General features: G+C 46.1%; 12 protein-coding genes. 10 read left to right on the plus strand and 2 right to left on the minus strand.

What is annotated here, in order from left to right:
• Positions 1 to 51: 51 nt before the first annotated feature.
• The 10 genes from rlmD to MY9_RS04615 all read left to right on the plus strand — a co-directional run bounded on the left by rlmD (position 52) and on the right by MY9_RS04615 (position 11,804).
• Entirely contained in the window at positions 52 to 1,452 is a 1,401-nt protein-coding gene (rlmD, locus tag MY9_RS04570; protein ID WP_041521268.1) for a 23S rRNA (uracil(1939)-C(5))-methyltransferase RlmD, read from the plus strand.
• Positions 1,453 to 2,025: 573 nt separating this feature from the next.
• Complete coding sequence (locus MY9_RS04575; RefSeq protein ID WP_014663216.1) at positions 2,026 to 2,310, plus strand: YfzA family protein; 285 nt, start codon at positions 2,026 to 2,028, stop codon at positions 2,308 to 2,310.
• Between the two features lie 746 nt (positions 2,311 to 3,056).
• The gene (locus MY9_RS04580; RefSeq protein ID WP_041521492.1) at positions 3,057 to 4,034 is read left to right on the plus strand and encodes a tRNA dihydrouridine synthase; all 978 of its coding nucleotides are present in this window, start codon (positions 3,057 to 3,059) and stop codon (positions 4,032 to 4,034) included.
• 227 nt (positions 4,035 to 4,261) lie between these two features.
• Positions 4,262 to 4,762, plus strand: a complete 501-nt coding sequence (locus MY9_RS04585; protein WP_014663220.1) for a DUF6884 domain-containing protein — start codon at positions 4,262 to 4,264, stop codon at positions 4,760 to 4,762.
• Between the two features lie 237 nt (positions 4,763 to 4,999).
• Complete coding sequence (gene acoA / locus MY9_RS04590; RefSeq protein WP_014663222.1) at positions 5,000 to 6,001, plus strand: acetoin:2,6-dichlorophenolindophenol oxidoreductase subunit alpha; 1,002 nt, start codon at positions 5,000 to 5,002, stop codon at positions 5,999 to 6,001.
• 3 nt (positions 6,002 to 6,004) lie between these two features.
• The gene (gene acoB / locus MY9_RS04595) at positions 6,005 to 7,033 is read left to right on the plus strand and encodes an acetoin:2,6-dichlorophenolindophenol oxidoreductase subunit beta (protein ID WP_014663223.1); all 1,029 of its coding nucleotides are present in this window, start codon (positions 6,005 to 6,007) and stop codon (positions 7,031 to 7,033) included.
• 13 nt (positions 7,034 to 7,046) lie between these two features.
• Positions 7,047 to 8,243, plus strand: a complete 1,197-nt coding sequence (gene acoC, locus MY9_RS04600) for an acetoin dehydrogenase complex dihydrolipoyllysine-residue acetyltransferase (protein ID WP_014663224.1) — start codon at positions 7,047 to 7,049, stop codon at positions 8,241 to 8,243.
• A gap of 20 nt (positions 8,244 to 8,263) precedes the next feature.
• Entirely contained in the window at positions 8,264 to 9,640 is a 1,377-nt protein-coding gene (gene acoL / locus MY9_RS04605; RefSeq protein ID WP_014663225.1) for an acetoin dehydrogenase complex dihydrolipoyl dehydrogenase, read from the plus strand.
• A 113-nt stretch (positions 9,641 to 9,753) separates the two neighbouring features.
• Positions 9,754 to 11,571: an acetoin dehydrogenase operon transcriptional activator AcoR gene (gene acoR, locus MY9_RS04610; protein ID WP_041521269.1), complete on the plus strand. Its 1,818-nt coding sequence runs from the start codon at positions 9,754 to 9,756 to the stop codon at positions 11,569 to 11,571.
• Between the two features lie 53 nt (positions 11,572 to 11,624).
• Positions 11,625 to 11,804 (plus strand): small acid-soluble spore protein H, encoded by a 180-nt coding sequence (locus tag MY9_RS04615; RefSeq protein WP_014663227.1) that lies wholly within the window; start codon positions 11,625 to 11,627, stop codon positions 11,802 to 11,804.
• 36 nt (positions 11,805 to 11,840) lie between these two features.
• On the opposite strand, the gene MY9_RS04620 is transcribed toward MY9_RS04615, so the two are convergent.
• Together MY9_RS04620 and MY9_RS04625 are read right to left on the minus strand one after the other, a co-directional pair.
• Positions 11,841 to 12,167: a YnfA family protein gene (locus MY9_RS04620; RefSeq protein WP_014663228.1), complete on the minus strand. Its 327-nt coding sequence runs from the start codon at positions 12,165 to 12,167 to the stop codon at positions 11,841 to 11,843.
• 53 nt (positions 12,168 to 12,220) lie between these two features.
• Complete coding sequence (locus MY9_RS04625; protein WP_237711716.1) at positions 12,221 to 12,724, minus strand: YfjD family protein; 504 nt, start codon at positions 12,722 to 12,724, stop codon at positions 12,221 to 12,223.
• Between the last annotated feature and the right edge of the window lie 67 nt (positions 12,725 to 12,791).

Raw genomic sequence — 12,791 nt, forward strand, 5'->3', positions numbered from 1 at the left:
TTCACTTTCTGCCATCCGCAGAAAGCTTCATATAGAAACGGAGAGAAAAACGTGAACCAACAAAAGAAACAGGCGCCCGTCGAACTGAAGGTCGGACAAACCTTTCCGCTGACGATTAAGCGTCTCGGCATTAACGGAGAAGGTGTCGGCTATTTTAAGAAAAAAGTCGTCTTCGTGCCCGGCGCGCTTCCTGGTGAAGAGGTTGTGGTGCAGGCCACAAAGGTCCAGCCTAAGTTTTCGGAGGGCCGCATTAAGAAAATCCGCAAAGCGTCTGAGCACCGGGTGGCACCGCCTTGCCCCGTGTACGAACAATGCGGCGGCTGTCAGCTCCAGCACCTTGCATACAGCCAGCAGCTTCGAGAAAAACGCGACATCGTCATTCAGTCTCTTGAACGCCATACGAAGTTTAAAGTAGAGAACATGGAAATCAAAGAAACGATTGGCATGGACAATCCGTGGAATTACCGCAACAAAAGCCAATTCCAGATCGGGCGCTCGCAAAGCGGCAGCATCATCGCCGGCTTATACGGCCTTGATTCTCATGACATCGTTCCGATTAAAGATTGTATCGTTCAGCATCCGGCAACCAACAAAACAACAGGCATCGTCCGCCGCATTTTAGAGGACTTCAATGTGTCTGTTTATAATGAAAGAAAACGAAAAGGCGATGTTCGCACGATCGTGACGAGAGTCGGCTTTGAAACAGGCGAGGTACAGGTCGTGCTTGTAACCGCAAAAGAAACGCTTCCGCACAAGGAAGAAATCGTCAAAGCGATTCAAAAGCGATTGCCAGAGGTCAAATCCATTATTCAGAATGTAAACGGGGAGAAAACCTCAGTGATTTTCGGTGAGAAAACGAAACCGCTCGCAGGAAAAACAGTGATTCAAGAGGTGCTCGGCGATGTATCCTTTGAATTGAGCGCCCGCGCTTTCTTCCAGCTAAATCCCGAACAGACCGTCAAGCTGTATGACGAAGTGAAAAAAGCGGCGCAGCTGACCGGAAAAGAAAAAGTCGTAGATGCGTATTGCGGCGTCGGCACTATCGGCATGTGGGTGGCGGATGGAGCGAAGGAAGTCCGCGGCATGGACGTCATCAAGGAATCAATTGACGATGCCAAGAAAAATGCCAAAAAACACGGCATGGCAAATGCCACATACGTAACAGGAACAGCCGAGCACTGGCTCCCGAAATGGACGAAAGAAGGCTTCCGCCCGGACATCGTCATCGTAGACCCGCCAAGAACCGGCTGTGACAGCACATTCCTGGACACGATCAAAAAAGTCAAACCGAAACGCTTCGTCTACGTTTCCTGCAATCCATCCACGCTTGCGAAGGATTTGCAGACGCTGTCGAAGGACTATCGCGTGGACTATATTCAGCCTGTCGATATGTTCCCGCAGACGGCTCATGTGGAAGCAGTGGCGAGGCTTGTATTAAAATCGTCTCATTAAGTCCTAATCAGATCTGGATTTCGGTAGAATGAACATTGCCGACTTCCGGGTCTTTTTCATGTGCAGCCCTAGTTCTGACTGTCTTTCTCAATTCACTAGTGACTTACTTAGCGATCTCTATCTTCTTTATCTTTTTTTGATAAGAAAGTAGATAAACTTAAATGAATTACGTTCATATCAACGCCCATAAAAGTCTTGTGTATTTATCTTCATCATAATTTGATTCTACAGCGTGAGAGCTTATAGGCTGACTGGATACAATTACAAATATGAAAACCATCGAAATTCTTCATTTTTTATACTCTATTTCCTTTATGCATTTTATTAAATAATAAGATTGTATATAATTTGTCCCCCTTCTAAAAAATAAAATATAAGCAAAACATTAAATATATATTTTTCTAATTAGCAGTAATTATCCCGAAAAAATTAGTTTAAGTATGATTGAATTTCATGAGTAGAATAATGTAAAATAAAAGATGTATTTTCATAATTTGTAAAATCATATATTGACTTGCAGTTAGTATGTGTGAAATATTGTTTATAGAAATGTAAGGAAAGGTATGGCGTTAAATGGATAAAGTATACAAAAAACGACCGTTATATAAAAGAAGTTGGTTTCAAACGTTGTTGGCATTTTTAGTTTTGCAGCTTTATTTTAATGTTGTAGAATTAACGGGAAGGGGTCCTAATTATAGAGAAATGAATGGGTTCCCAGCAAACATAGTTGAACTGGATTTCTTTCAAACATATCTTTCATTCTATGATAATCCATGGTTTAATATTATTACTGTTTTCTTGGGAGTTTTCACTATTATACAAATAATCATAGGTATAACAAAGGATATTCGAAATTAAAGCAATAACTTCTGATGCCTTATTTAATGATGAAAGAAAATGAACACTTTATTATTAATCTTATGAATGAGACTGCGACACTTAGTCAGCAGTCTATTTTATTGGTTCTGGATCAGTATTACTGTTCTCATCCTCAAGCGGTAAGTTAAAGCTTTTTCATTCTCTCGAGTACTCAGATATACCACCCCCAACTCAATTTACTTAATCAGGTTATCTCTTGAAATTAGTTTTTCCACAAATGATATTGAGATACGGATATGGTGTAGCGTTAAATATCTTATCTTCAATAACAAGACAATTATTTTGCTTTTGTAATAGGGAGAACTCATATGATATTCTATTTAGGTTGGAGTACTTTTTATCCAAAAAGTTCAAAAGTAAGGCCACTAAGAAAGATGAAGGTCAGCGGTAATATTAATAAACCACAATATAGATATAAAAAATAGGTGTAGATAATCATCACACTTTTTTCTCTTTCGAACTGATTATAAGGTTCAGGAGTTGATGAACTATATGGGGATAATTATAGCGACACTCCATTAACCCAATTAAGGTGTTCTATCTTATCTATTCTATTTCAGTTTGCTGTTTCACTTTTGATCGTGTAAAAGTGAAATGTTCAACATTTCCTATAGTTTGATAAGAAATGCTTTCGCATGCTATAAGTGTAAAAAGAAGCATGGTCAGTTTTTAATTTTGGGATAAAGGTTTGACTGTATCCCATCATGAAAGGATTTGAATGTATGATGACAGATAATTTCTGGCGTGAATTACCACGGCCATTTTTTGTATTGGCACCAATGGAAGATGTGACAGATGTTGTTTTCCGGCATGTAGTAAGTGAAGCAGGCAGACCGGATGTGTTTTTTACAGAGTTCACAAACTCAGAGAGCTATTGCCACCCGGATGGGAAGGATAGCGTACGCGGCCGTTTGACTTTTACAGAGGATGAACAGCCAATGGTAGCACATATATGGGGAGATAAGCCTGAAAACTTTCGTAAAATGAGTATTGGCATGGCAGAGTTAGGATTTAAAGGTCTAGATATCAATATGGGCTGTCCTGTGCCTAATGTGACACAGAACGGTAAGGGAAGCGGTCTTATCCGCCGGCCGGAAGTTGCAGCAGAGTTAATACAAGCAGCAAAAGCAGGGGGATTGCCTGTAAGCGTAAAGACAAGACTTGGTTTCACGGATGTAGACGAATGGCGCGAATGGCTGACACACATTTTGAAGCAGGATATTGCCAATCTTTCTATTCATCTGCGTACAAGAGCAGAAATGAGCAAAGTGGATGCGCATTGGGAGCTCATCCCGGAGATTAAGAAACTTCGTGACGAGGTGGCACCAGATACACTGTTAACAATAAACGGGGATATTCCTGACCGTCAAACTGGCTTGAAACTTGCTGAACAATACGGCGTCGATGGAATTATGATAGGGCGCGGTATTTTTACAAATCCTTTCGCTTTTGAAAAGGAGCCGAAAGAGCATAGCAGCAAGGAATTGCTTGATCTTTTAAGACTGCATCTGGATCTTCATGATAAGTATTCAGCATTAGAAGCACGTCCGTACAAACCTCTTCCTCGCTTTTTCAAGATTTACCTTCGCGGGTTCCGAGGAGCAAGTGAATTAAGAAATCAATGCATGAACACAAAGTCAACAGATGAAGTGCGTGCATTGCTCGACGACTTTGAGAGAAAGTATCTTGATGGGATAGAGTAACAGCAGTGCTTGATTCAAAAAAGGCTAACAAAATAAAGGGATTTTCACACCATTCTTGACTAAAATAAACCTGGATGTTCGGTAAAATAAACAATTCCGATTTCCGGGTCTTTTTTGTACGCAGCTTTTACTCAGCCTGTCTTTTCTCGCATGTATTGTTTAGTCATGCAGGAATAAGAAAATAATGGTACATTTAGTGGAGATATCTCATAAAGGGGGAGAGAAAAATGAAACGGCTATGCATCATCCCCTGCGGCAAGAAAAAAATCTGGGATGTCCAGCCTGATGCCGGGCCGGTAAGAGCGGCGGACGCTTATCTCAGCCCGTTTCATCAGGCGTGCGAGCGGTATGCGAAAGCATTTTTCGATGAGTGGGTGATTTTGTCGGCGAAGCACGGCTTTCTTCGCCCTGATGATATCGTATCGGAAAATTACGATGTCACTTTTGGCACCGGTCATCCGGAAATCATGACAGCGGAGGAGCTGGGCCGCCAATTTTACGAAAAGGGCTTTTCTGATATTGAAGAGCTAGTCATGCTTGGCGGGAAAAAATATCGAAACGTTCTCAACGCCGTCGTCGGTGAGCATCAGCATATCAGCTGGCCGCTGTCATCATACAAAGGCATTGGCTATATGCTTCAAGCATTGAACCGGGCTGTTGAAGAAAAGCATGAACTGATTGATTTTCTTCAAAAGCAGCTATTCAATCAAACGATGCAGAGGAACTAGGAAGTTAACATCATTTCCAAGGAAATAAATACGTCGATCATTGTCAAAGGCCGGGTGATGCCCGGTCTTTTTTGTATGCTGTAGAACGAGAAAAATGGATCAGTTTGAGACAAAACGAGACACCCGTCTCAAACTGTCTCCAGTGTAAAAATGAAAAGGTTGATTTGACGGGCTTCAAATACTGGCACACTTCTTGCTTTTATAATCGTGAACCCTAAATAGAAGGAGGCGCACAAAATGGAATTGTTAAAACGAGAAGGCTTGTCATTAACTGAGGAAAAAGCGCTGTGGATGTACCAAAAGATGCTGGAGATCAGGGGCTTTGAAGACAAAGTGCATGACCTGTTCGCCCAGGGAGTGCTTCCTGGATTCGTTCATTTATATGCCGGTGAGGAAGCCGTGGCTGTTGGGGTGTGCGCTCATTTACATGATGGCGACAGCATTACAAGCACACACAGGGGACATGGACATTGTATCGCCAAAGGCTGTGATCTGGATGGCATGATGGCGGAAATTTTCGGGAAAGCGACCGGATTGTGCAAAGGCAAGGGCGGTTCTATGCACATTGCGGATCTTAATAAAGGCATGTTAGGGGCAAATGGAATCGTCGGAGGCGGATTTACGCTCGCGTGCGGATCAGCGCTCACGGCTAAATATAAACAGACTAAAAATGTAAGCGTTTGCTTTTTTGGAGACGGGGCAAATAACCAAGGCACCTTCCACGAAGGGCTGAATCTAGCGGCTGTATGGAACCTTCCTGTCGTGTTTGTTGCTGAAAACAACGGCTATGGGGAAGCTACCCCATTTGAGTACGCATCAGCCTGTGATTCAATCGCCGATCGGGCGGCTGCTTATAACATGCCGGGGGTTACAGTTGACGGGAAAGATATTTTAGCAGTTTACCAGGCAGCCGAGGAAGCGATAGAAAGAGCAAGAAACGGCGGAGGCCCGTCTTTGATTGAATGTATGACCTACAGAAACTACGGCCATTTCGAAGGGGATGCCCAGACCTATAAAACGAAGGATGAAAGAGTTGAGCACCTTGAAGAAAAAGATGCCATTCAAGGCTTTAAAAACTACCTTTTAAAAGAAACAGATGCTAATAAACTGTCAGACATTGAACAGCGTGTCAGCGAATCGATTGAAAAAGCCGTCTCGTTCAGCGAAGACAGCCCATATCCAAAAGATTCGGAGCTGCTGACAGATGTGTACGTGTCATATGAAAAAGGAGGAATGTAAGAGATGGCGAGAGTCATAAGCATGTCAGACGCGATCAATGAAGCAATGAAGCTTGCGATGAGAAGAGATGAAAATGTGCTTTTGATCGGTGAGGATGTCGCCGGGGGAGCGGCTGTCGATCATTTGCAGGATGATGAAGCATGGGGCGGTGTATTAGGGGTTACAAAGGGGCTCGTACAGGAATTCGGGCGCACAAGAGTGCTGGACACACCGATTTCTGAAGCGGGCTACATGGGTGCAGCTATGGCTGCGGCATCAACCGGGCTGAGACCGATTGCAGAATTAATGTTTAATGACTTTATCGGCACATGCTTTGACCAGGTGATCAACCAAGGGGCGAAATTCCGCTATATGTTCGGCGGTAAAGCGCAAGTGCCGATTACCGTCCGCACCACATACGGAGCGGGATTTCGTGCCGCTGCCCAGCATTCACAAGCGCTGTATGGCCTTTTCACGAGCATCCCGGGACTGAAGACGGTTGTTCCATCCAGTCCGTATGATGCCAAAGGTCTGCTGCTTGCAGCAATAGAAGATAATGATCCGGTGTTCTTCTTTGAAGACAAGACGTCCTACAACATGAAGGGCGAGGTGCCGGAAGATTATTATACAATTCCGCTCGGAAAGGCCGACATCAAACGCGAAGGCAATGATGTCACGCTATTTGCAGTCGGCAAGCAGGTCAATACCGCGCTTGAAGCAGCTGCACAGCTTTCAGAGAGAGGCATCGAAGCTGAGGTGCTTGATCCCCGCAGTCTGTCTCCTCTGGATGAGGATGCGATTTTCACATCGTTGGAAAAAACAAACCGGCTGATCATCATTGATGAAGCCAATCCGCGATGCAGCATTGCCACGGATATTGCAGCGATTGTCGCAGACAAAGGCTTTGATTTGCTTGATGCGCCGATTAAACGGATTACAGCACCGCATACACCAGTGCCGTTTTCACCGGTGCTTGAAGATCAATATTTGCCGACACCAGATAAAATTGTCAGCGTCACGCTTGAATTGCTTGGCGAGCCGGCAATGAACTAAAGGGGGGACACAAATGGCAGTAAAAGTAGTGATGCCAAAATTAGGAATGGCGATGAAACAAGGGGAAGTATCGATATGGAATAAAAAAGTAGGCGACCCGGTTGAAAAGGGAGAAAGCATTGCCAGCATTCAATCGGAGAAAATTGAAATGGAGATCGAAGCGCCTGAAAAAGGAACGCTGATCGACATCAAAGTGAAAGAGGGAGAAGAGGTTCCGCCCGGCACTGCAATCTGCTACATCGGAGACGCCAATGAGTCGGTGCAGGAAGAGGCAAGCAGGCCTGCTGCTGAAGACAGCGTGCCGCAAGCCGTCCAGCCCGTCAAACAAGAAAACAAACCCGCAGCCTCCAAAAAAGATCGATTGAAAATATCTCCAGTTGCGAGAAAAATAGCGGAAAAAGCGGGGTTAGACCTGAAACAGCTGAAAGGCACCGGACCAGGCGGAAGAATCGTGAAGGATGACGTGACAAAGGCGCTGGCTGAACAGAAAAAAGCTCAGGCAAAACCTGTTTCTGATCAGAAAGCGCAGGAAACCCCGGTGACAGGCATGAGAAAAGTCATCGCTGCCCGAATGCAGGAAAGCTTGGCAAACAGCGCGCAGCTGACGATTACGATGAAGGCTGATATCACTAAGCTTGCTACTCTTCAAAAACAGCTTTCACCAGCTGCGGAAGAACGGTACGGCACAAAACTGACAATCACTCATTTTGTCTCAAGAGCCGCCGTTCTCGCACTGCAAGCTCACCCAGTGCTGAACAGCTTTTATCAAAATGAGCGCATCATCACACATCCTCATGTGCACCTTGGTATGGCTGTAGCCTTGGAAAATGGCTTAGTGGTGCCTGTCATCCGTCATGCTGAAAAGCAATCGCTGATTGAACTGGCTCAATCCATCTCAGAAAATGCCAAAAAAGCACGTGAGGGACGTGCGGGAAGCGACGAGCTGCAAGGCTCAACCTTCTCCATTACAAACCTTGGCGCTTTTGGAGTTGAGCATTTCACACCGATATTAAATCCGCCTGAAGCAGGCATTCTCGGCATCGGAGCAAGCTATGACACACCGGTGTACCAAGGGGAGGAGATCGTCAGAAGCACGATCCTGCCGCTCAGCCTGACATTTGATCACAGAGCGTGTGACGGCGCCCCAGCCGCTGCATTCCTGAAGGCGATAAAAACATATTTGGAAGAACCCGCAGCATTAATTTTATAGGAAAAGCAGGTGAAAACGACATGACATTAGCCATTATCGGCGGCGGACCTGCAGGCTATGCGGCTGCGGTCTCCGCGGCTCAGCAGGGCAGAAACGTGCTGCTCATTGACAAAGACAAGCTTGGGGGGACCTGCCTGAATGAAGGCTGCATCCCGACAAAGTCTTTGCTAGAAAGCGCAAATGTTCTTGATAAAATCAAGCATGCCGGCAGCTTTGGAATCGAACTCCCCGCAGGTGCGATATCAGTCGATTGGAGTAAAATGCAAAACCGCAAACAGCAGGTTGTCAGACAGCTTGTTCAAGGCGTTCAGTACCTAATGAAGAAAAATCAAATACAGGTTGTAAAGGGAACAGCCTCGTTTCTTTCTGAAAGAAAGCTTTTGATCGAAGGACAAAACGGAAAAGAAATCAGAGAGGCGGACCAAATATTGATTGCCTCAGGATCAGAGCCGATCGAGCTGCCGTTCGCTCCTTTTGACGGCGAATGGATCATCGACAGCAAAGACGCGCTTTCTCTTTCCGAGATTCCGTCTTCACTTGTCATTGTCGGCGGCGGTGTCATCGGGTGTGAGTATGCAGGGCTGTTTGCCAGATTGGGATCGAAGGTGACCATCATTGAAACAGCGGGACAGCTGGTCCCTGCAGAAGATGAAGATATCGCCTGTCTCTTTCAAGAAAAGCTTGAGGAAGACGGTGTTGAAGTGCATATTTCATCCAGGTTAGAGCGGGTGGATCAAACAGCGAAAACGGCAATATGGAAAAGCGGCCAGCGTGAGTTTAAAACGAAGGCCGATTATATACTGGTGGCGATCGGCAGAAAACCCCGTCTTGACGGATTACAGCTGGAGCAGGCGGGAGTTGATTTTTCTCCAAAAGGCATTCCGGTGAATGGGCACATGCAGACGAACGTGCCTCATATTTACGCGTGCGGAGATGCAATAGGAGGCATTCAGCTGGCGCATGCCGCATTCCATGAGGGTATCATTGCTGCTTCTCATGCTTCTGGAAGGGATGTCAAAATCAATGAGAAACATGTGCCGCGCTGCATCTACACGTCCCCGGAAATCGCGTGTATCGGAATGACAGAACGACAGGCAAGAAGCGTATACGGGGATGTGAAGATTGGCGAATTTCCTTTTTCCGCAAACGGCAAGGCGCTCATTAAACAGCAAGCGGAAGGAAAGGTCAAAATCATAGCTGAACCGGAATTCGGCGAAATCGTAGGTGTTTCGATGATTGGTCCGGATGTAACCGAGCTCATCGGCCAGGCGGCAGCGATCATGAATGGTGAGATGACGGCAGATATGGCGGAGCATTTTATCGCCGCCCATCCGACCTTATCGGAAACATTGCACGAGGCGCTGCTAAGCACGATCGGGCTTGCAGTACATGCATAATAAGAGGAAAAGCAGGCGAGTGGTTATAAGTGCCTGCTTTTTTTTGTTGAAAGCGCTTTATTTTTCCCCTACAATAGATGAAAACGGCGTGTAAGGGAGGAGCGATCAAGGAAATGAATTCGGTCCCAAACGATTTGCAAACCTGGAAACGTTTTGTGAAAGACGGTGTGCTTGACGAAGCCCGAATAAGAAAACGGATCGCCGAGTCATGGCATCGCTGCAAAAAAGCTGAGGTCAATCCTTATTTAGAAAAAGGCCCGAGGGTTTTACAGCAAACGGAGCTGGATCAGCAGTCAAAAAAGCATTCATTCTTCCTGACGACCGCAAAGCCTTACCTCGAAAAACTGCTGCCTGCCATAAAAGAAATGGAAATGATGGCGCTGTTAATTGATTCAGATGGTGTTGTACTGGCATTGGACGGCCATCCCCGCGCGCTCTATGAAGCCAAACGCATCAATTTCGTCGAAGGGGCATGCTGGACAGAAACGGCTGTCGGAACAAATGCGATTGGCACGGCGCTCCACATCAGCGAGCCGGTTGCAATACAAGGGTCAGAGCATTACTCCATCGCTTCCCATCTTTGGAACTGTTCAGCCGCTCCGATTCACCATGAGGATGGCAGCCTTGCGGGTGTAATTGACATATCATGTCCGGCGGCAGGCGCGCATCCTCATATGCTTGGTATTGCCACGGCGATTGCCTATGCCGCTGAACGGGAACTCGCAGCTAAAAGCCGTGAGAAAGAGCTGGAGCTGATCAGCCGTTTTGGGGAGAGAGCTGCATCCAGTGTGCCGATGGTGCTCTGTAATAACAAGCAGCACATCGTCAGTGCGAGCATGCCGATTCGAACCTCAATGCCGGATTGGCAGGGCCGGCATCTGTACGAGTTGAAGGAGCGGGGCTATTCAATCGAAAAAGCTGTCACCATAGGAGGTGGCGGCACTTGTTTTTATCTTTCGGAACAAAAGAAAAAGAAGGCGTTTCGATTCAATGGAGTGATCGGGCAAAGCGGCCGATCGCAAGCGATGCTGATGCACCTTGAACGAGCAGCTGCGACGGATGCAACGGTCTGTTTGTCGGGTGAAACGGGTACGGGGAAGGAGGTCGCGGCTCGCGCGCTTCATGAGAACAGTGAGAGACGGCACGGTCCGTTTGTTGCTGTCAATTGCGGAGCGATTCCGTCTGATTTGATTGAAAGCGAACTGTTCGGCTATGCGGAAGGCGCTTTTACGGGAGCGAAGCGAAATGGCTATAAAGGCGCCTTTCAAAAAGCGAATCAAGGCACCTTATTTTTAGATGAGATCGGAGAAATCTCCCACTCGATGCAGGTTGCGCTTTTACGCGTGCTTCAGGAACGTAAGATTACGCCAATCGGCGGGGCAAAAGAAATTCCGGTTGATATCAGAGTCATTGCCGCCACACATTGTGATTTACGCGAGCTTGCCGAAAGCGGAAAAATCAGAGAGGACTTGTTTTACCGCCTTCATGTCTATCCAATTGAACTTCCTCCATTGCGCGATCGCCCCGAGGATATTCCGGATCTCTTCGAGTACTTCAAACAGAAGAATCATTGGCCAGGCGAACTTCCTTCTGATTTTTGTGAGGTGCTGAAGCATTGGAAGTGGCCGGGAAATATCCGTGAGCTATTTAATGTGTTTGAACGTCTTTCCATCAGATTTCCGGACGGCCGGCTTGGAGATGAGCCGCTTTCCGCTTTACTGGAAGCCGCTGGACTGCCGGTCAGCACTGCAGAAAAACAGCCCGCTGCTGCCGGCGTGCTCAAACTTCGTGAGCAAATCCAAAAGGATATGATGATCAAAGCGCTTGAATCCGCAAAAGGAAACGTCTCTCAAGCCGCCAAAATCAGCGGGATCCCGCGAAGCACTTTCTACAAACGCCTGAAAAAATTCAATTTGTCCGCTGAATCATAAAGCATACTTCCTTCAGGAAATGGAAACATTATGTATTGAAGGAGGGTGTTACGATGAATATACAAAGGGCGAAAGAAATTGTAGAATCTCCCGATATGAAAAAAGTAACGTACAACGGTGTTCCTATTTACATTCAGCACGTGAATGAAGAAAACGGAACAGCAAGAATTTATCCGCTTGACGAACCGCAAGATGAGCATGAAGTGCAGCTGACAAGCTTAAAAGAGGATTAAACAAAAATGGCCCGCTTCATAAGCAGGCCATTTTGTTTATCCGCGCGGCGCAAATAAGATGACGCAGACACCGATGAGACAAATGCATGCGCCGATCCAATCATACAGATCAGGTGTTTTCCGGTCAACAAGCCATCCCCACAGGACCGCAAGCACGATGAATACCCCGCCATAAGCGGCGTATACACGGCCGAAGGAAGGGAAGGACTGGAATGTCGGAAGAATGCCGTAGACAATCAAGATCAATGCTCCGGCGATCCCGTAGCCGGCTGGCTTTGCCTCTCTCAGCCATAGCCAAACCAGATATCCGCCGCCAATTTCAGCAAGCCCCGCCGCGAGAAATAAAAGAATGGTAACCAGCATTCATGAGCACTCCTCAAGTTGCTTTTCTCTTTCATTATAAAGGAGGAGAGCTGTTAAAGCTTTGGATGATTTTCAAATTCCTTTAAATACGCGCTGCGCTGAATCTCCGTAAATTGGCTGATCCAGTTGCTTTTCGCCTCTTCATTCAGATGAGGGAGGATATAGCGTTCCACCGCTTCAAAAAACAATGGATTCGCGATAATGTTCCAAGTAGGGATGCGAACGACTTTTCCGTCTGTTTTCTCGATGATAATATCTTCAAAAAAGATCCCTTTCAAGCTGTAATGATGCCGTCCCATATAAATCCGTTTTACCTCAGAAAACATCACGCTGCGCTTTCTAGAGAAAATCTCGCCATCAGGCCCTGTTTTTACGCTGAAAATGACATTTCCCCGGCTTGTGAACGCCGGAAAAGCCATAAAAAATGTGATCAATCCATAAACGATCGCCATTAATCCGCCGCCCAAATAAAGCAGGGCATACTTAGATTCAAATGTAAGAGCTTCAGACACCAGCCATACTCCTACAATAAAAGCGCCTCCTGTAGCGAGGAACAGCCATATTCTAAAAAACAGTCTGCTTTTGACCTTAATTATTTCATTGTTTTTCAATTGCTATTCTCCT

This window comes from Bacillus sp. JS (assembly GCF_000259365.1).
Taxonomy (GTDB): Bacteria; Bacillota; Bacilli; order Bacillales; family Bacillaceae; genus Bacillus; species Bacillus stercoris.

Bases quoted from the DNA above. Each gene is read 5' to 3' on its own strand.
- MY9_RS04575 (WP_014663216.1), top strand. From the start codon at position 2,026: ATGGATAAAGTATACAAAAAACGACCGTTATATAAAAGAAGTTGGTTT.
- MY9_RS04580 (WP_041521492.1), top strand. From the start codon at position 3,057: ATGACAGATAATTTCTGGCGTGAATTACCACGGCCATTTTTTGTATTG.
- MY9_RS04585 (WP_014663220.1), top strand. From the start codon at position 4,262: ATGAAACGGCTATGCATCATCCCCTGCGGCAAGAAAAAAATCTGGGAT.
- acoA (WP_014663222.1), top strand. From the start codon at position 5,000: ATGGAATTGTTAAAACGAGAAGGCTTGTCATTAACTGAGGAAAAAGCG.
- acoB (WP_014663223.1), top strand. From the start codon at position 6,005: ATGGCGAGAGTCATAAGCATGTCAGACGCGATCAATGAAGCAATGAAG.
- acoC (WP_014663224.1), top strand. From the start codon at position 7,047: ATGGCAGTAAAAGTAGTGATGCCAAAATTAGGAATGGCGATGAAACAA.
- acoL (WP_014663225.1), top strand. From the start codon at position 8,264: ATGACATTAGCCATTATCGGCGGCGGACCTGCAGGCTATGCGGCTGCG.
- acoR (WP_041521269.1), top strand. From the start codon at position 9,754: ATGAATTCGGTCCCAAACGATTTGCAAACCTGGAAACGTTTTGTGAAA.
- MY9_RS04615 (WP_014663227.1), top strand. From the start codon at position 11,625: ATGAATATACAAAGGGCGAAAGAAATTGTAGAATCTCCCGATATGAAA.
- MY9_RS04620 (WP_014663228.1), bottom strand. From the start codon at position 12,167: ATGCTGGTTACCATTCTTTTATTTCTCGCGGCGGGGCTTGCTGAAATT.